The following is a 16,698-nucleotide window of genomic DNA, read 5'->3' as shown; positions in this document are numbered from 1 at the left end:
TCGCACGACCGTGCGACTGCCGTGCTACCGTGGACGGCGTTGTCGCACAGTCGTGCGACTTGCTGATCGGAACGGTGGGAGAACCTGATGGCCTGGGTGGTCCTCGTGCTGTCCGGCGTCCTCGAAGCGGTGTGGGCCACCGCGCTGGGCGCCTCGGACGGCTTCAAGAAGGTGGTGCCGACGGTCGTGTTCGTCGCCGGCATGGTCCTCAGCATGGTCGGGCTCGCCATGGCGATGCGCGAGATCCCGGTCGGGACGGCGTACGCGGTGTGGGTCGGGATCGGCGCCTCGCTGACGGTCGTCGTCGCGGTGCTCCGTCGACAGGAGGCGGCGTCGGCCACTCGCCTCGCCCTCGTGTTCGGGCTCGTGGCCTGCGTCGTCGGCCTCAAGGTGGTGAGCTGACGTGCCCTGGGTCGTGTTGTTCGTCAGTGCCGCGCTCGAGACCGTGTGGGCGACCGCCCTCGGCGCGAGCGACGGGTTCACCCGGCCCGGACCGACCCTGGTGTTCGCGGTCACCATCGTCGTGAGCCTCGGAGCGTTCGGGTACGTCCTCAAGCACATCCCGATCAGCACGGCCTACGCCGTGTGGACCGGTACCGGCGCCGCGCTCACCGTGCTCTGGGGCATGGCCACCGGGGCCGAGCCGGTCACCGTGCTGCGCGTGCTGTTCATCGCGGGCATCGTCGGCTGCGTGGTCGGCCTCAAGCTCGTGCCGGCGCGGCCGGTGGCCGCGAGCGCGCGAGGCTCGGCCAGGGCTTCCCGAGACTCGGCCTGAGCGATACGTCGCGGGGTGGCCGCACTGACGACGGACGGGAGGCGCGGTGCCAGCTGGCACCGCGCCTCCCGTCCGTCACCTGGTCACCGACTCAGACAGACGCGCCGGTCCACTCGTCCTCGGCAGCGACGTGGTCGCTGCCCGCGGTCCCCGCGGCCATCGCGGCGGCCACGCGGTCGGCGTGCGACGGCGGGTCCGACGGCACGTCGGCCGGGCGGCCCTCCTCGTTGATGCGGCGCAGCTCGGGGACGATGTCCTCGGCGAGGATGTCGATCTGCTCGAGGACCGTCTTCAGCGGGAGACCCGCGTGGTCGACCAGGAATAGCTGGCGCTGGTAGTGGCCAACGTGGTCCTTCATCGCGCCGTACCGGTCGATGACCTGCTGGGGCGAGCCGACCGTCAGCGGGGTCTGCTGCGTGAAGTCCTCCATCGACGGGCCGTGGCCGTAGACCGGGGCGTTGTCGAAGTACGGGCGGAACTCGTTCCAGGCGTCCTGCGAGTTCTTCCGCGCGAAGAACTGGCCACCGAGGCCGACGATGGCCTGGTCGGCGCGGCCGTGTCCGTAGTGCTCGAAGCGCTGGCGGTACAGCCCGACCATCTGCTCGGTGTGCTGGATCGGCCAGAAGATGTTGTTGTGCAGGAAGCCGTCGCCGTAGTACGCGGCCTGCTCGGCGATCTCCGGCGTGCGGATCGAACCGTGCCAGACGAACGGGGGCACCCCGTCGAGCGGACGCGGGGTCGAGGTGAAGCCCTGCAGCGGCGTGCGGAACTTGCCCTGCCAGTTCACGACGTCGTTCTCCCAGAGCTGGCGGACGAGCGCGTAGTTCTCGATGGCCAGGTTCACCCCCTGGCGGATGTCCTGCCCGAACCACGGGTACACCGGGCCCGTGTTGCCGCGACCCATCATGAGGTCCATGCGGCCGTCGCTGACCACCTGGAGCATCGCGTACTCCTCGGCGATCCGGACCGGGTCGTTCGTGGTGATCAGGGTGGTGCTCGTGGACAGGGTGATGTGCTTCGTCCGCGCTGCGAGGTACGCGAGCATCGTCGTCGGGCTGGACGCCACGAACGGCGGGTTGTGGTGCTCACCCGTGGCGAAGACGTCGAGTCCGGCCTGGTCGGCGTGCTCGGCGATCGTGAGGATGTCCTTCACGCGTGTCGTGTCGTCCGGGGTGGTCCCGGTCGTGGGGTCCGTCGTGACGTCACTGACGGTGAAGATCCCGAACTGCATGGTGTGCTGCCCTTCGCCATTTCGATGCGTTTGCATCGACTTGCTCGGTACAACGTAGCGCAGACGGCGGTATTCCCACCAGTGGCGCTGACGGATCAGGGGCGGTCGTGTGCCGGGATCGCCTGGGGATCGGTCCGCGGGGCGTGGTGCATGCCGTCCGCGATCCACACCACGGTGACCACGGCGAGGACGCTCGCGCTCGACGCCATCCGACCCGCCACGAGGATCGCGCCGTGGTCCTGCGACCCGTCCGCCATGCCGTACACCAGCGCGGCCACCCCCACCAGGAACGTCACACCCGTCGCGACGACCAGCACGGCCGTGACCACCCGCCGCGGTCCGCGTCGGCCGTCACGGTCGCCGCGCTCACCCCGGTCGACCCGCGGCCCCACGGCGCGGACGAGCCCGAGCCAGAACAGCGCGATCGCACACGCCCCGACGATGTCGCTCACCCGGTGCCATCCGTACACGACGGTCTGGTTCGCCACGAACACCGCGTAGGCGGCGCCGACGAGCGTCACGACCGGCCGCCATCGACGCGGGGTCACGAGCAGGACGGCGAACAGCGCGGCGAGGGCGATCGTCGCGTGCCCCGACGGGAAGGAGTTCGGCGTCGTCGACTGGGCGATCTCCGGGCGCTCGGCGATACGCTTGACTAGCGTCGAGGTGGCCGCCGACGCGAGCACCACGACACCCGCACCGAGCCCCACCGCGAGCCGTCGTCTGGCGAACGCCACGGCGACGATCACGACCACGAGCAACAGGATCACCGGCACCGAGATGACGTTGAGCGCGGTGTCCGACCCGAACAGGTCGGACTCGCGGACACCGCCGAGCGCGGCGTCCTCCACCCGCTGTCCCATCGGCGTCAGCACCGCCGCCGCGTAGACGAGAGGCACGATCACGAACCCCAGAGCCGCCAACAGCGCCCACCGCAACCGACTCGAGACGCTCGGACCACGCGAGTCCGGCGGCGTGCGGTCGGGTGTGCGGATCACCGGACTGGTCCTCCTCGGGCTGCTGGTCGTCGGGTCCGTCGTCGCCTTCGTCACGCGCGGACGATTCGGACGCTCGGGGTCCGACACGATACCGTTGGACCGCCGGTCGCAGCCTGTGAACCGCGGGACCGCGGCCTTCGGGTCCGCTGGGTCGACCGGCCTCGCACGGGTGACCACACCCGCGCACATCGCCGAGTCGACGCACGGCGCGTCGACAGCGTACGAGGAGGAGACCGAAGTGGCCATCAAGGAACCGAGCATCACCCGTTCCCCGAACCGCGGCCTCGCGCTGACCGCGGGGACCGTGCTGGTCATCTGGGGCTTCCTCGGCTTCTTCCTCGCCGCCGACGGCGACCCCGGCTTCTTCAACCGCCGTGGCGGCATGCTGTGGAACGCGTTCGGCGTGAACCCGGCGCTCTCGCTCCTCTGGGTGCTGCTCGCCGCCGCCCTGCTCCTCGTCGGGCTCGGCAACACCATCGGCTCGCGCAACGTGAACCTGCTCGTGGGCGCCGCGCTCGTGGTGTTCGCGGTGTACGGCTTCGTGTTCGTGGACACCTCGGCGAACGTCTTCGCGCTCAACACGACGGACAACGTCTTCCACGCGATCGTCGGCGTGCTGCTGCTCCTGACGGCGCTCGGTGCCGACAAGGAGAACATCCGCGCGATCCGGGCGCAGTCGCTGCACGTCTGACCTGCGCGCTCACGCGTCCACGATGCCCCGTCGGCCCCGGCCGGCGGGGCATCGTCGTGTCCGGGGTGCCATGCGGCGGAGCCGGGCACCGCGGCGTCGCGGGGCGCGGGCGGAGGGGCGCGGGCCGCGGGCCGCGGGGCGGAGGGCCGCCGGCCGCGGGGCCGCGTCGAGCGGGCGAGACATGCCGCTCACGTGTCGGGCGCGGGCAGGATCCGTCGCAGGAGCGCGGCGAGCGTGACAGATCGTGCACGCTCGGGGGCACGCGGCAGCCAGCCAACCGGATCCGTCCGTCGCGCCAGAGGGTCAGTCCTCCGCGGACGCCCCGTCGCCCCGCGCTGCCTCGAGCTCGGTCGCCACGATCCGGGGCGCCTCGGACATGAACCGCCGCACGTCGAGGTCCACGATGATGTCCTGCGGCCGCAGCGGCCGGGTCAGGTACAGCCCCTCGAGCGAGGTCAGCCGCGAGAGCGCCACGTACGTCTGCCCGGCGCTGAACACCCGGTTGCCGAGGTCCACGACGGCTCGGTCGTACGTGCTGCCCTGCGACTTGTGGATCGTGACCGCCCAGGCGAGGCGCAGCGGGAACTGCTGGAACTCCCCGACGGTGTCCTTCTTGAGCTCCTTCTTGTCGGGGTCGTAGGAGTACTTGAACTTCTCCCACACCGACGGCTGCACCTCGAAGGACTCCCCGTCGACGTCGACCCACACGGTGTCGCGGATGGTCGTCACGATGCCGAGCGTGCCGTTCACCCATCGCTGGTCCGGGTCGTTGCGGAGGAACATCACGTGCGCGCCCGGCTTCAGTTCGAGGGCCTCGTCGGCGGGGAAGTTCCGCCCACCGAAGTCACCGTTGACGTCTGCCCGTGCGGTCTTCACCTTGCCGGGCAGCCGCTCGAGCGCCGCCTTGTTGATCCGCGCCACGGTGTCGTTCCGGGTGGCGAGGGTGATGGCGTCGTCGGGCGCCGGTCGGGCACCGGCGGCGTTGAGCTGACCGGCGACGTCCGCCGTCACCCGGCCGTGCCGCACCGCGGTGAGCATGGCGGCGAAGGCGTCGTCACGCTGCCGGTGCACCTTCGCGAGCTCGATGATGTGCAGCTCGGCATCGAGCCAGACCTTCGCGTCGAAGAACCACATCGAGCGGTAGTGGTCGGTGAAGTACGCGCGCTCGTCCCCGTCGCCCGGCACCGGCGGCAGCTGGTACGGGTCACCGAACATGACGACCTGCACGCCACCGAACGCCTCGAACTGCCGTCCGCGGGCCTTCCGGAGCGAGCGGTCCATCGCGTCGAGGAGGTCGGCGTTCACCATCGAGACCTCGTCGATCACGAGGGTGTCGATCGTGTTGAGGAGCTTCCGGGTCTCCGGACCCTGCCGCAACTCGGCATCGGCGATGAGGCCGATCGGCAGCCGGAACAACGAGTGGATCGTCTGCCCGCCGACGTTCAGCGCGGCGACACCGGTGGGCGCGCAGATGACGACCTGCTTCTCAGTGTTCCACGACAGGTGGTTGAGCAGGGTCGACTTGCCCGTGCCGGCCCGACCGGTGATGAACACGTGGTCACGGGTGTGCTCGATGTACTCGAAGACCGCACGCTGCTCGGCGCTCAGCTCGACGCTCATCGCGCGCCCGCCCCGTGGTCGGGCCCGGTCGGCCCGGAGGCGCGGATCGCCTCCGCCGCGTCGCCGCCGGACACCGCGTCGCCACCGCCGGCCGTCGTGGTCGCACCCCGTTCCGGACGCCGCACCCCGGTGTGCGCGGGTGCGACGTCTCCAGCGGGGTGCGACGCCGCGCGGTCAGCGGGTTGGGGAGCGCGGCCGTCGTCGGCGTCGCGGCGCAGCCGGACCAGCACGACCACGACGACGGTCGCGAGCAACGCCACCCCGGCCACGATCAGCACGATGCCCGCGCGGCCCTGGTCGACGAGCGGGTCCGGTCCCCACGTCCGCCCCATCGCGCCGTACCACGAGGCCTGCAGCAACCCGAGCGGCCCCTGCATCGCGATGCCGAGCGACAGCGCTCCTGCGGCCACCACGACCGCACCCGCGACCCGGACGAGCGCGGCCGCCGACGAGGCCCGGCGCGCTCCGGCAGCCACCGGTGTCAGGAGCGTCGGCAGCGCCAGGAGCCCGACGAGCAGGAACACCGCGTCGAGCACCGTGCGGCCGATCGGGTCGCTGATCGACCAGCGCACGGCGTCGGTCACGAAGAACGCCCACCAGATCGCGGCGAGGAGCACGAACGCGGGGAAGGGCTGCGCGAGGTACCGCGTGACGGGGTTGCCGACGAGGATCGCCGTCCACTCGCGGACGCCGGTGCTGTCGTCGTCGCGCCGGTGCACGGCCCGGAGGACGAGCTGCACCGGAGCCGCCGCCCACACGAGTGCGGGCACGACGAGGCCGAGCAGCACGTGCGCGCCGACGTTCGCCGAGACGAGGAAGCGGTCGTAGGTGTGCAGCGAACCCGAGGTCACCACGACGAGCGTGGCCAGCGCCAGCACGGCGGCGATGCTGCGGCGCACCGGCCACGACTCGCCCCGACGTCGGAGTCGCACGACCCCGGCGGCGTACGCGGCGGCGAACAGCACGACCGCCATGAGCCAGAACAGATCGATGTTCCACTGCGTCAGCCAGCCCCAGGCGCCCGGGTCGCGCGGCAGGCGGTCGTCGGTGAGGAGCTCCGCCGGGGACGGCGAGGTGGTCTTGCTCAGCGCGACCTGGTCGACCGGGGTCGCTGTCCGACCGAGAGCCGCCGCGAAGCCGCTCGCCACGCCCATCACGGCGAGCTCCACCAGCACGAGCAGCCAGAACGGTCGCCGGCGCTCGGGAGCGGTGCGGAGCGCGGCGATCGCCGTCCGCCGGTGGACCACGCCGATGACGCCGATCGCGACGATCGCCGCGATCTTCACGAGGACGAGCACACCGTACGGCGTGAAGAGGTTCGACAGTGCGCCGACCCGGACCTGGGCGGAGGCGATGCCCGAGACGGACACGAGCACGAAGCAGCCGAGCGCCACGCTCGAGTACCGTCCGACGACGACCGCGAGGCGGTCCCCGCGGAGGACGGGCCGCAGGAGCACGAGCACGACGAGCCCGCCGACCCACAGCGCCGCGCCGACCAGGTGCAGGCCGAGTGCGGTCACGGCGGCGTCGTGGCTGGCCGTCCCGGCGGCGTGCCCCTGCTGCGCGAGCGGGAGCAGCCCGATGAGCGCGACCCCGGTGGTGACCGCGACCATGCCGCGCCCCCGCACCGCGAAGCAGAGCACCGTGACCGCCGCGGCGACGAGCACCGTCACGAGCCAGGCGAGCCCGAGGTCCGTGCCGGTCAGGAAGACCCCCATCGACTGGCCGAACTGCTCGTCGATGCTGATCCGGGACCCGGCGACGCTGAGGAACGTGAAGAACGTGGACACGGCGGCCGCGACGGTCCAGACACCGGCCGCGCCTGCGGCGATGTCGATCGCGCGGTTCCACTCGGGTCTGCTGCGCGACAGCCCGACGGTCGCGAGGGCGAGCCCGCCGATGGTGGCCGAGGCCGCGAGGTCGACGACGAGACGCGCGATCGGCAGCCCGAAGCGCACGACCGCGCCCGGGTCGGCGATCAGCGCCGCGTCCGCGCCACCACCGACGACGAGCGCGACCAGGAGCGACACGAACCCGGCGAGCAGCAGCACGGCGGGGCCGGCGATGCGCGCGATCCGGTTCACCCGTCAAGCCTAGGCGCTGCCCGGTGCCGTGCGGGAATCGAGCCGAGCCTGTGGAGAGGCCGGCGCCTGTGTGGGGTGGGCGGTCGAGGCGGCGGTGATCCGCGCCTCCAGACCGCTGCCGTGTACCGGACGGACGCCGGCGGAACGACGAGAGGGACGGCCGGAGCCGTCCCTCTCGTCGTGCGGAGACCGTCTTACTTGACGGCAGCCTTCAGCTTGGAGCCGGCGCTGACCTTGACCGAGTCGCTCGCGGCGATCTCGATGGCCTCACCCGTCTGCGGGTTGCGGCCGGTGCGGGCGGCGCGGTGGGTCTTCTCGAAGGCGATCCAGCCGGGGATGGTGACCTTGGTGCCGTCCGACACGGAGTTCGAGACGACGGAGAAGAGCGCGTCGACGACGCCGTTGACGGTGGCCTGGCTCTGGCCGGACTCAGCGGCGACGGCAGCGACGAGCTCGGTGCGGTTCAGGGACTTGTCAGCCATGGATGTCCTCCTCGGACTGGGTTGCAGTATCGGTCGGACGACTTCTCGCCCGGCGCCCGGAGCGGATGCCCCGTGCCTGGTGCCGGTGGGCGGTCAGCCCGGCGGAACCGGACACGAACGTACCAGCCACAGGGGACGAACCGGACCGACTCGCCCGGATTTCCGGGGTTGTCGGGGTATCAGCGGGGCAGATGTGACCGATGTGACACCGATGTCCCCCGAAACGACGGACGCCCCGTCACCATGCGGTGACGGGGCGTTCGGGGAAGCGGTTGCTTACCAGGAGCTCTTCGTGATGCCCGGCAGCTCGCCACGGTGGGCCATGTCGCGGAAGCGGACACGGCTGATGCCGAACTCACCGAGGTGGCCACGGGGGCGGCCGTCGATGGCGTCGCGGTTGCGGTAGCGGACCGGCGACGCGTCGCGCGGGAGCTTCTGCAGACCGACACGGGCGGCCTCACGCGACTCGTCGGTGCCGTTCGGGTCCACGAGGGCCTTCTTCAGCTCGAGACGACGCTCGGCGTAGCGCGCGATGATGACCGCACGCTGGTTGTTCTTCGCGATCTTGCTCTTCTTCGCCATGCTTAGCGCTCCTCACGGAAGTCGACGTGCTTGCGGACCACCGGGTCGTACTTCTTCAGCACGAGACGGTCCGGGTTGTTGCGACGGTTCTTCTTGGTCACGTAGGTGAACCCGGTGCCCGCCGTCGAGCGGAGCTTGATGATCGGACGAACGTCCTGACCCTTCTTGGCCATCAGATCTTCTCCCCACGGGCGAGGAGATCCTTGACGACGGACTCGATGCCGCGCGCGTCGATCACCTTGATGCCCTTTGCGCTGAGCGTGAGCGTGACGTTACGACGAAGCGAGGGCACGTAGTACGTCTTCTTCTGCACGTTCGGGTCGAAGCGACGCTTCGTCCGGCGGTGCGAGTGCGAGATGTTGTGACCGAAGCCGGGAGTGGCGCCGGTCACCTGGCACACTGCTGCCATGGTTTCCTCCTGAGTACCGAGCGACCGGACGGCCGCTCCCAAGTTCACTTGCCTGGCACGCACGCGCTGGCACCCGGTCTGCGACCGGGAGTCGAGCGAGGGGGTTGTACGTGCCGCCCAGGCCCGCGATCCCTGTCGAAGAGACCGTGAGCTCCGCGCGACCGCGGCGTACGCGACGGTCGGAGGGCTTGGAACAACTGGGTCTGCCACGCGGACGCGGCGGACCAGGGGACAACGTTACGCGAGGACCGGGCGTGTCGCAAGCCGGACTGCCTCTGCGCGGCGGCCCGCCGGCTGCCGGCCGCCTGCCGCCGCCCACCGCCCGCCGGCTGCCGCCCACCGAGTGGGCCTTCTCCGTCACGCTCGGGCGCACCGCTCCACGGGATGTGCCCGCCCGGCGGATGGCGTGCGGCATGTCGTGCACGTTCGAGAAGTGCGGCAGCGCGGCAGCGCGGGAGAGGGCACCGTCACCGCCACCGCCGGCCGGGAGGGACGGTGCGAGCCCGCCTCGCCTGCTCGCCTGGTCTCGGCGCCGCGTTCCGGTCGCACAACACGCCGCCCCGGGTCGTCCCGATCGCGGAAAACGCCGCCGGGAACGGGCGCGAGCGGCACGTCGTGCGACCGGAACAGGCGGGCACCCGCACCCGCACCCGCGCGCGGAGCAGCAGCGGCGGCAGCGCCTACGGCGCGCCGGTCGGCCGCGGCGCCAGCGCCTGCACCATGAGCTCGCCGAGCTCCCGCGGCGCGCTGAACATCGGCCAGTGCCCCGTCTCGAGCCCGAGGATCGCCAACTCCTCCGTCGCCACGAGCTCCGCCGCCCACGCCTGGTGCTCCGCGACCATGCCGGCCAGGTCCGCAGCGGGCAGCTCGCACGTGATCACCGTCGCCGGGATCGTGTGCCGCGCCGGGTCGTCGTAGTGGAACCGGTCCACCGGCAGCGCCGCCGGCTCCGGGATCGCGCGACGCTCGAAGTCCTCGCGGAGCGCCGGCGTCATCCCCCGCAGGGTCGATGCCTCCCAGACGTCCCACGACGGCAGCGGCACGACCCCGTCGACGACGGGCAGCTCGTCGTTGACGCAGCCGCCCTCGGGTCCGGGGAACGTGTCGACGTAGAGCAGGTGCGCGACGAGGTCCGGTCGTCGGTCCGCAGCCATGTACGCGATGGGTCCGGCACCGGAGTGTCCCGCGAGCACGACCGGCTCGGACGGCGTCGCGACGCGCTCGAGCCGGCCGACGAGCCAGGCGACCTGTTCGTCCAGGGTGTCGCCCTCGCGGGTGACGGCCTCGACCGAGTGTCCGGCCTCGCGCAGCACCGGGGCGACGTCGTCCCACGCGCTCGCGTCGAGCCAGAACCCCGGGACCAGGATGACGTGCATGCGCCGGAGACTACGCGCCGTCCCGCGAGGCCGTGCACACCGCGCACTCGCCGAAGATGTCGACGACGTGGCTGGCGTTCGTGAAGCCGTTCGCCGCCGCGACGTCCTGCGCCCAGCGTTCCACGGGGTCGGCCTCGATCTCGACGGTCCGTCCGCAGTTCCGGCAGATGAGGTGGTGGTGGTGGGCGTCGGTCGTGCACGCACGGTACAGCGACTCACCGTCCTGCTGCAGCGAGTCGGCGTCGCCCTCGGTCGCGAGGTCGGCGAGCGCCCGGTACACCGTCGCCAGTCCGATGGTCGAGCCGTCGTCCCGCAGGTGCTGGTGCAGCGCCTGCGCGCTGACGAACCCCTCGGTGCTGGACAGCGCGGTGCGGACGGCTTCGCGCTGCCAGGTGTTCCGCTTCGGCTTCTGCACGGCGTTCACGCGGTGACTCCTTCCTTGCGGCTCGCGTCGGTCGACGCGTCCGGCCCGGTCTGGAGGCGCGGCTCGCCTCCGCCGGTCTGCTCGCGGTCCGCGATGCGGTCGCGTCCGCGGCGGTCCTTCCGGGCCCCGACGATGCGGCACACGACCCAGATGAGGAACGAGATGGTCGTCACGTAGGGGCTGATCGGCAGCCCGCCGCCGATGGCCAGCAGGATGCCGCCGACCACCGACACCACGGCGAACACGGTCGACAGCACCGGCACGACGACCGGGTGTGAGGTCAGCCGGAGCGCGGCGGCAGCCGGGGTGACGAGCAGGGAGAGCACGAGGAGCGCTCCGACGATCTGCACGGAGACGGCGGTGGCGAGGCCGAGCGCGAGCATGAACACGATCGCGAGCGTCCGCACGGGCACGCCGGCGGCCGCGGCGACGTCCGGGTCCACCGACGAGAACATCAGCGGGCGCCAGATGAGCAGCAGCGTCACGACGACGATCGCGCTGATCACGACGAGCGACGTCAGCTGCGGGTTGTCGACCGAGACGATCTGCCCGGTCAGCAGCCCGAACTTGTTGGCGGCACGCCCCTTGTACAGCGCCAGGCAGAGGATGCCGAGCCCGAGCCCGAAGGGCATGAGCACGGCGATGATCGAGTTCCGGTCACGGGCCCGAGAGCCGAGCACGCCGATGAGCAGCGCCGCGACGACCGAACCGACGAGCGAGCCGGTGACGACGTTCACGCCGAGCAGCAGCGATGCACTGGCACCGGCGAAGGACAGCTCGGAGATGCCGTGCACCGCGAAGGGCATGTTCCGGGCGACGACGAACGGGCCGATGAGCCCGCCGACGATGCCGAGCACGGCGCCGGCCCAGATCGAGTTCTGCACGAGCGCGAGCAGCTCGCCGTAGTCCTGGAACGAGAAGACCGTCGACCAGAGGTCCATCAGATCCGCCCTTCGTGGGTCGTGTCGGCGTGCGGGTCGGGCTCGCAGTGGTGGTGCTCGTCCATGTGGGCGTGCGCGTCGTTGCCGCCGACGATGACGATGCGCCCCATCGTGCGGACGACGTCGACCGGGGTGCCGTACAGGTCGGTCAGGACGTCGGCGCGGAGGACCTCGTCGGGGGCGCCGATCCGGAAGCGCCCGCCAGCGATGTAGAGGACGCGGTCGACCACGTCGAGGATCGGGTTCACGTCGTGCGTGACGAACAGCACGGCGGCGTCCTGCTGCCGACGCTGCCGGTCGATGAGCTCGGTGACGCCGCGCTGGTGCCGGAGGTCGAGCGAGATGAGCGGTTCGTCACACAGGAGCAGCGCGGGGTCGGCGGCGATGGCCTGGCCGACGCGGGTGCGCTGCTGCTCGCCACCGGACAGCTCGGCGACGGGGGCGTCCGCGAACGCCGTCGCTCCGACCTCGTCGAGGATGCGGTCGATGCGCGCACGCTCCTCTCGACCGGCGGGCAGCACGCCCCACCGGGAGCCGGTGACGCCCTGGGCGATCATGTCGCGGGCGCGCAGGGGCGTGCCGGACTCCATCAGGCGCTGTTGCGGGATGTACCCGATCCTCCGGTGCCCCCGACGGACGGGCCGTCCGAGGAACGACATCGTGCCGCTCGTGAGCCGCTGCTGGCCGAGGACGGTCCGGAGCAGCGAGGTCTTGCCGGCACCGTTCGGCCCGAGCACGGCGACGAACTCCCCCGGCGCGAGGTCGAGGTCGAGGTGCGACCAGAGCGGTCGCGCACCGTACGACAGCGCCGCGTCGCGGAGTGCGAGCACGGCGGAACCGCCACGGCCGGGGGCCGCAGCGGTTCGCGAGGGGGTCTGGACCGCGGTCACTTCGCCAGGGCCGCCGTGATCGCGTCGATGTTCGCCTGCTGCCACGAGACGTAATCCTCCCCCTTCGGGAGCGTCTCCGTGACACCGACGACCGGGACGCCCGCCTTCTCGGCGGCCCGCTGCACCTGCTCGGTCTCGGGGCTGGAGGTCTGCTCGTTCACGGCGAGCAGCTTCACCTTCCCGCCACTGAACAGCTTGAGGGTGTCGTTGAGCGCGGCCGGCGGGACGTCGTCACCCTCCTCGATCGCCTCGGAGAAGGCCTCGGGCGTGACGTTGTCGAGGCCCATCGCGTCGAAGAGGTACCCGGGGACGGGCTCGGTGTAGGACACCTCGTCGCCGTCGACCTTCGTCTTGGCCGCGGCGGTCTGCGACTCGAGGTCCTCGAGCTTCGTGGTGAGCGCCTTCGCGTTCTGTTCGAAGGTGTCGGCGTGAGCCGAATCGAGCTTCGTCAGACGCTGCTCGACGTCGGCCACGAGCTTCACCATCGTCGGGTAGTCGTAGAAGACGTGCTCGTTGAACTCCGAGTCACCGCTCTTCTGCAGCCCGGAGAGCTGCACGACGTTGATCGTGTCGGCCTTTGTGCCCGAGGCCTTCGCCAGCGTGGTCATGAAGTCGTCGTACCCGCCACCGTTCTCGACGAGCAGGTCGGCCTTCGACACCGCGAGCTGGGTCTTGGCGCTCGACTCGAAGGAGTGCGGGTCCTGCGACGGGTCGTCGAGGATGCTCGTGACCTCGACCTGGTCGCCGCCGATCGAGCGGACGATCGAGCCGTAGACGTTCGTGGACGCGACGACCCGCACGGTGCCGTCACCGCTGGCGCCGTCCGAACCGGACGAGGTCGCACAGCCCGTCAGGGTGAGGGCGGCGGCACCGGCGACGAGCGGCAGGGCGAGGAGGCGACGGTTCTGCATGAGGCGAGCCTAGGACTTGTTGATAACGGTTGTCAAAACCAGTATCACGCACAGAACGACTGGAGGCGCGGTGCCAGCTGGCACCGTCCTCCCTCGCAGGCTCGGCCGGCGCGCCCCGCGCAACGCTTCGCGTTGCCGCTGAGCGGGGCGCGCCCGTCCGTCATCCGGTCACGCGAGCGATCAGGGCTTGGTGGCCGCGTCGATCGTGTTCTCCGCGATGGTGTCCTCCTCGCGGCCGGGCGTCCGCAGGTTCCACTTCTTGATCACGAACGAGAACAGGAAGTAGTAGACGACCGCGTACGCCAGGCCGATCGGGATGAGCCAGATCGCCCCCTCGGCCTTGCCGAAGTTCAGGAAGTAGTCGATCGCGCCGGCCGAGAACGAGAAGCCGTCGCGGATGCCGAGCGCGTTGACGAGCGCCAGCGACGTGCCGGTGAGGAACGCGTGGATGATGTACAGCGGGAACGCCACGAACATGAACGAGTACTCGAGCGGCTCGGTGATGCCGGTGACGAACGAGGTCAGCGCGGCCGAGATCATGATGCCGCCCACGAGCTTGCGGTTCTGCGGCTTGGCGTTGCGCCAGATCGCGAGGGCACCGGCGGGGAGCGCGAACATCATGATCGGGAAGAACCCGGTCTGGAAGATGCCCGCCGTCGGGTCGCCGGCGAGGAAGCGCGCGATGTCGCCGTGGTAGGTCACGCCGCCCGACGTGAAGCTGCCGAGCTGGAACCACGGGAAGAAGTTCAGCAGCTGGTGGAGCCCGATCGGGATGAGCATGCGGTTGACGAAGCCGAACACGCCGCCACCGAGCACCGCGTTGTCCGCGACGGCCTGACCGGCAGCGCTCAGGGCGATGTCGAAGTAGCGGTAGACGAACGACATGAGCACGGCGATCACGAGGCCCGCGACCGCGGTGAGGATCGGCACGAGACGACGCCCGGAGAAGAAGCCGAGGAAGTCGGGCATCTTCGTACGGTGGAACCGCTGCCAGAGCACGGCCGACACGAGGCCCATCACGATGCCGCCGAGGACACCGAAGTTGATCGTCGCCTGGTCGCCGTTCGCGTCCTTCACGCCGGCGAGCACGATCGGCGACATGGCCGCGAAGACCTGGTACATGACCATGTAGCCGACGACCGCGGCGAGCGCGGTGGTGCCGTCGGACTTCTTCGCCCAGCCGATCGCGATGCCGACTGCGAAGAGCAGCGGCAGCCAGGTGAACACGCCGTTGCCGGCGGCCGCGATGATCGAAGCGCCGGGGCCGAAGCCGGGGATCGCGCCGAGCATGTCGGACTGGCCGAGGCGGAGCAGGATGCCGGCGGCCGGCATGACCGCGATCGGGAGCAGGAGGCTCCGGCCGAGGCGCTGGGCGTTCGCGAACAGGCGCGACTGCTTCTTGGGGGTCTTCTTCTCCGGCACATCCGTGGCAGCAGCGGTGCTCATCGGACATCCTCTCGTCGTTGGGTGGAGCTGTCGGGGTGAGTTGAGTCGTGCTGACCGCCCGGGTACGCTCGGCGTGACGCCGTGCCGGTCCTGTCCGGTCATGACCAGTTCCGTAGTCTGAACCGTGGCCGAACGCATGTCAACCTGGTACGACAACCCTTAACGAGGAGGAAACGATGGCCGACATCAAGGCAGCCGACATCATCGCCGCGCTCGGTGGCGCCGACAACATCGAAGAGGTCGAGGGCTGCATCACGCGCCTCCGCGTCGAGGTCGAGGACGGTGACCTCGTGGACAAGGCCGCACTCCAGGCAGCGGGCGCCCAGGCCGTCGTCGGCGGGGGCACCGGCTGGCAGGTCATCGTCGGCCCGATCGCCGACAACCTCGCGCAGGACATCCAGGACGAGCTGTGACGGACGTCCGGACCCCGTTCGCGGGCCCGGTCGTCGCACTCGCCGACGTCCCGGACCCGGTGTTCGCCGGGCAGCTCGTCGGCGCCGGCGTCGCGGTCGACCCGACGGGCGTCGACGGCACGGTCACGGCCGTCGCCCCGGTGGACGGGACGATCGTCAAGCTGCACCCGCACGCCTTCGCACTGCAGGGCGCAGCGGGCACCGACGTCCTCGTGCACGTGGGCATCGACACCGTGAAGCTCAAGGGCGAGGGCTTCGAGCTGCTCGCCGCCGAGGGCGACACGGTCGGCGCCGGCGACCCCGTCGTGCGGTTCACCCCGTCGGTGATCTCGGCCGCCGGCTACTCCCCCGTGTGCCCGGTCGTGGTGCTCGGCAGCGCGCCGGACTCGATCGACCAGGGCAGGGTCGGCACCACGGTCCGCGAGGGCGACGCGCTCTACTCGGTCTGACCCGTCGGGCCCGCCGCGTCCCGGCCCGCGGCGGGCCCACCACCGCACGGACTGAGCGACACCTCACGGGCGCACGAGCGCGTGAGGTGTCGCTCAGCGCGTGAGGACGCCGGGTCCGGCTGCGCGTCGGCGCCGGAGACGCGCCGCTACGCGACCGCCTGGGTCGCGGTGACCTCCATCTGCACGCGGTACCGGTCCGAGCGGTACCACGAGCGCGCGTGCTCGACGGGCCGGTCGGCCGCGTACGACACCCGGTCGAACTCCAGGACGGGGGCGCCCGTCTTCGTGCCGAGCAGGGTCGCGACGTCGTCGGCGGCGGACTTCGCGGCGACGGTCTGCTGCGCCCGGTCGATCGGCAGCCCGTACACGGTCGCGGCGAGCGAGTACACCGACCCGGACAGGTCGTGGTCGAGGAGCCCCGGGAACGCGGACGCCGACAGCCACGCGTCGTCGATCGACACCGGTGCCCCGTCCGCCATCCGCAGGCGCTTGAGGTGGTACGCGCGCTCGTCCTCGCCGAGCCGGAGCGCCGCCACGGTGTCCGCCGGGGGCACGCGTTCCTCACGGACGAGCACCACGGTCGTCGGCACGTGTCCGAGCGCGCGCATCTCCTCGGTGAACGACGCGAGGTGCAGCGTCGACTGCACCGGACGGTGCGCGACGAACGTGCCCTTGCCGCGGACACGCTCGAGGTAGCCCTCGTTGACGAGCTGTCCGAGGGCCTCGCGCACGGTGATCCGGGAGACGCCGTACTCGGCGATGAGCTGCCGCTCCGAGGGGATCGCCGCCCCCGGGGTCAGGCGCGAGGTGACGAGGTCGAGCAGGATGCGCCGCAACTGCTGGTGCTTCGGTTCGGCACCCTCGGTGATGCGGCTCGTCATGGGCTCCTCGTGCTCCGTCGCTGGTCGTGCGGCTGGTCATGCGCGGACATGACCAGTTGCCCTCACAGTAGCGATGTCCCCTCGGATCACCAACG

20 protein-coding genes are annotated in these 16,698 nt (G+C 71.1%); 5 read left to right on the top strand and 15 right to left on the bottom strand.

The genetic code is table 11. The features are described 5' to 3' along the window. The first annotated feature begins 87 nt into the window (after window positions 1-87). Window positions 88-402: a DMT family transporter gene (locus ACY3FI_RS01970; protein ID WP_462549053.1), complete on the top strand. Its 315-nt coding sequence runs from the start codon at window positions 88-90 to the stop codon at window positions 400-402. A gap of 1 nt (window position 403) precedes the next feature. After that, window positions 404-775, top strand: a complete 372-nt coding sequence (locus ACY3FI_RS01965; protein ID WP_462549052.1) for a DMT family transporter — start codon at window positions 404-406, stop codon at window positions 773-775. A gap of 91 nt (window positions 776-866) precedes the next feature. Here ACY3FI_RS01965 and ACY3FI_RS01960 read toward each other — a convergent pair whose 3' ends face one another. Then, complete coding sequence (locus ACY3FI_RS01960) at window positions 867-2,006, bottom strand: CE1758 family FMN-dependent luciferase-like monooxygenase (protein WP_462549051.1); 1,140 nt, start codon at window positions 2,004-2,006, stop codon at window positions 867-869. A 95-nt stretch (window positions 2,007-2,101) separates the two neighbouring features. Beyond that, the gene (locus ACY3FI_RS01955; protein ID WP_462549050.1) at window positions 2,102-3,004 is read right to left on the bottom strand and encodes a phosphatase PAP2 family protein; all 903 of its coding nucleotides are present in this window, start codon (window positions 3,002-3,004) and stop codon (window positions 2,102-2,104) included. A 169-nt stretch (window positions 3,005-3,173) separates the two neighbouring features. Here ACY3FI_RS01955 and ACY3FI_RS01950 point away from each other — a divergent pair, with 169 nt between their 5' ends. After that, a complete protein-coding gene (locus tag ACY3FI_RS01950; RefSeq protein ID WP_462549049.1) occupies window positions 3,174-3,695 on the top strand; it encodes a DUF4383 domain-containing protein in 522 nt (173 codons plus the stop codon). Between the two features lie 303 nt (window positions 3,696-3,998). On the opposite strand, the gene ACY3FI_RS01945 is transcribed toward ACY3FI_RS01950, so the two are convergent. The 12 genes from ACY3FI_RS01945 to ACY3FI_RS01890 all read right to left on the bottom strand — a co-directional run bounded on the left by ACY3FI_RS01945 (window position 3,999) and on the right by ACY3FI_RS01890 (window position 14,860). Then, on the bottom strand, window positions 3,999-5,315 hold the full coding sequence (locus ACY3FI_RS01945; RefSeq protein WP_462549048.1) for an ATP-dependent DNA helicase: 1,317 nt from the start codon (window positions 5,313-5,315) through the stop codon (window positions 3,999-4,001). Continuing rightward, window positions 5,312-7,399 (bottom strand): bifunctional copper resistance protein CopD/cytochrome c oxidase assembly protein, encoded by a 2,088-nt coding sequence (locus ACY3FI_RS01940; RefSeq protein ID WP_462549047.1) that lies wholly within the window; start codon window positions 7,397-7,399, stop codon window positions 5,312-5,314. The genes ACY3FI_RS01945 and ACY3FI_RS01940 overlap by 4 nt, the downstream gene beginning before the upstream one ends. 194 nt (window positions 7,400-7,593) lie before the next feature. After that, the gene (locus ACY3FI_RS01935; RefSeq protein WP_462549046.1) at window positions 7,594-7,881 is read right to left on the bottom strand and encodes an HU family DNA-binding protein; all 288 of its coding nucleotides are present in this window, start codon (window positions 7,879-7,881) and stop codon (window positions 7,594-7,596) included. 276 nt (window positions 7,882-8,157) lie between these two features. Then, window positions 8,158-8,463: a 30S ribosomal protein S14 gene (gene rpsN, locus ACY3FI_RS01930; RefSeq protein WP_071293225.1), complete on the bottom strand. Its 306-nt coding sequence runs from the start codon at window positions 8,461-8,463 to the stop codon at window positions 8,158-8,160. Window positions 8,464-8,465: 2 nt separating this feature from the next. After that, the gene (gene rpmG / locus ACY3FI_RS01925; RefSeq protein WP_056123557.1) at window positions 8,466-8,636 is read right to left on the bottom strand and encodes a 50S ribosomal protein L33; all 171 of its coding nucleotides are present in this window, start codon (window positions 8,634-8,636) and stop codon (window positions 8,466-8,468) included. Then, entirely contained in the window at window positions 8,636-8,872 is a 237-nt protein-coding gene (rpmB, locus tag ACY3FI_RS01920) for a 50S ribosomal protein L28 (RefSeq protein WP_022903747.1), read from the bottom strand. Before rpmB ends, rpmG begins: the two co-directional genes overlap by 1 nt. Before the next feature lie 680 nt (window positions 8,873-9,552). Next, on the bottom strand, window positions 9,553-10,248 hold the full coding sequence (locus ACY3FI_RS01915) for an alpha/beta fold hydrolase (RefSeq protein WP_462549045.1): 696 nt from the start codon (window positions 10,246-10,248) through the stop codon (window positions 9,553-9,555). 10 nt (window positions 10,249-10,258) lie between these two features. Then, window positions 10,259-10,672: a Fur family transcriptional regulator gene (locus tag ACY3FI_RS01910; protein ID WP_462549044.1), complete on the bottom strand. Its 414-nt coding sequence runs from the start codon at window positions 10,670-10,672 to the stop codon at window positions 10,259-10,261. Then, window positions 10,669-11,613 (bottom strand): metal ABC transporter permease, encoded by a 945-nt coding sequence (locus ACY3FI_RS01905; protein ID WP_462549043.1) that lies wholly within the window; start codon window positions 11,611-11,613, stop codon window positions 10,669-10,671. Before ACY3FI_RS01905 ends, ACY3FI_RS01910 begins: the two co-directional genes overlap by 4 nt. Next, complete coding sequence (locus ACY3FI_RS01900; protein ID WP_462549042.1) at window positions 11,613-12,443, bottom strand: metal ABC transporter ATP-binding protein; 831 nt, start codon at window positions 12,441-12,443, stop codon at window positions 11,613-11,615. Before ACY3FI_RS01900 ends, ACY3FI_RS01905 begins: the two co-directional genes overlap by 1 nt. Before the next feature lie 56 nt (window positions 12,444-12,499). Continuing rightward, window positions 12,500-13,414 carry a metal ABC transporter solute-binding protein, Zn/Mn family gene (locus ACY3FI_RS01895; RefSeq protein ID WP_462549041.1) on the bottom strand — a complete coding sequence of 305 codons (915 nt, stop codon included), beginning with the start codon at window positions 13,412-13,414 and terminating at the stop codon, window positions 12,500-12,502. Window positions 13,415-13,594: 180 nt separating this feature from the next. Further along, complete coding sequence (locus ACY3FI_RS01890; protein ID WP_462549040.1) at window positions 13,595-14,860, bottom strand: PTS transporter subunit EIIC; 1,266 nt, start codon at window positions 14,858-14,860, stop codon at window positions 13,595-13,597. A gap of 176 nt (window positions 14,861-15,036) precedes the next feature. Between ACY3FI_RS01890 and ACY3FI_RS01885 the strand changes: the two genes are divergently transcribed. Together ACY3FI_RS01885 and ACY3FI_RS01880 are read left to right on the top strand one after the other, a co-directional pair. After that, entirely contained in the window at window positions 15,037-15,273 is a 237-nt protein-coding gene (locus ACY3FI_RS01885) for a PTS sugar transporter subunit IIB (protein ID WP_096900693.1), read from the top strand. Next, complete coding sequence (locus ACY3FI_RS01880) at window positions 15,270-15,722, top strand: PTS sugar transporter subunit IIA (protein WP_462549039.1); 453 nt, start codon at window positions 15,270-15,272, stop codon at window positions 15,720-15,722. The genes ACY3FI_RS01885 and ACY3FI_RS01880 overlap by 4 nt, the downstream gene beginning before the upstream one ends. 146 nt (window positions 15,723-15,868) lie before the next feature. Here ACY3FI_RS01880 and ACY3FI_RS01875 read toward each other — a convergent pair whose 3' ends face one another. Next, window positions 15,869-16,603: a GntR family transcriptional regulator gene (locus ACY3FI_RS01875; RefSeq protein ID WP_462549038.1), complete on the bottom strand. Its 735-nt coding sequence runs from the start codon at window positions 16,601-16,603 to the stop codon at window positions 15,869-15,871. Between the last annotated feature and the right edge of the window lie 95 nt (window positions 16,604-16,698).

This window comes from Curtobacterium sp. RM9 (genome assembly GCF_054956955.1).
Note: the sequence above shows the minus strand (reverse complement) of the source record. Positions and strands in the feature narration are given on the sequence as shown.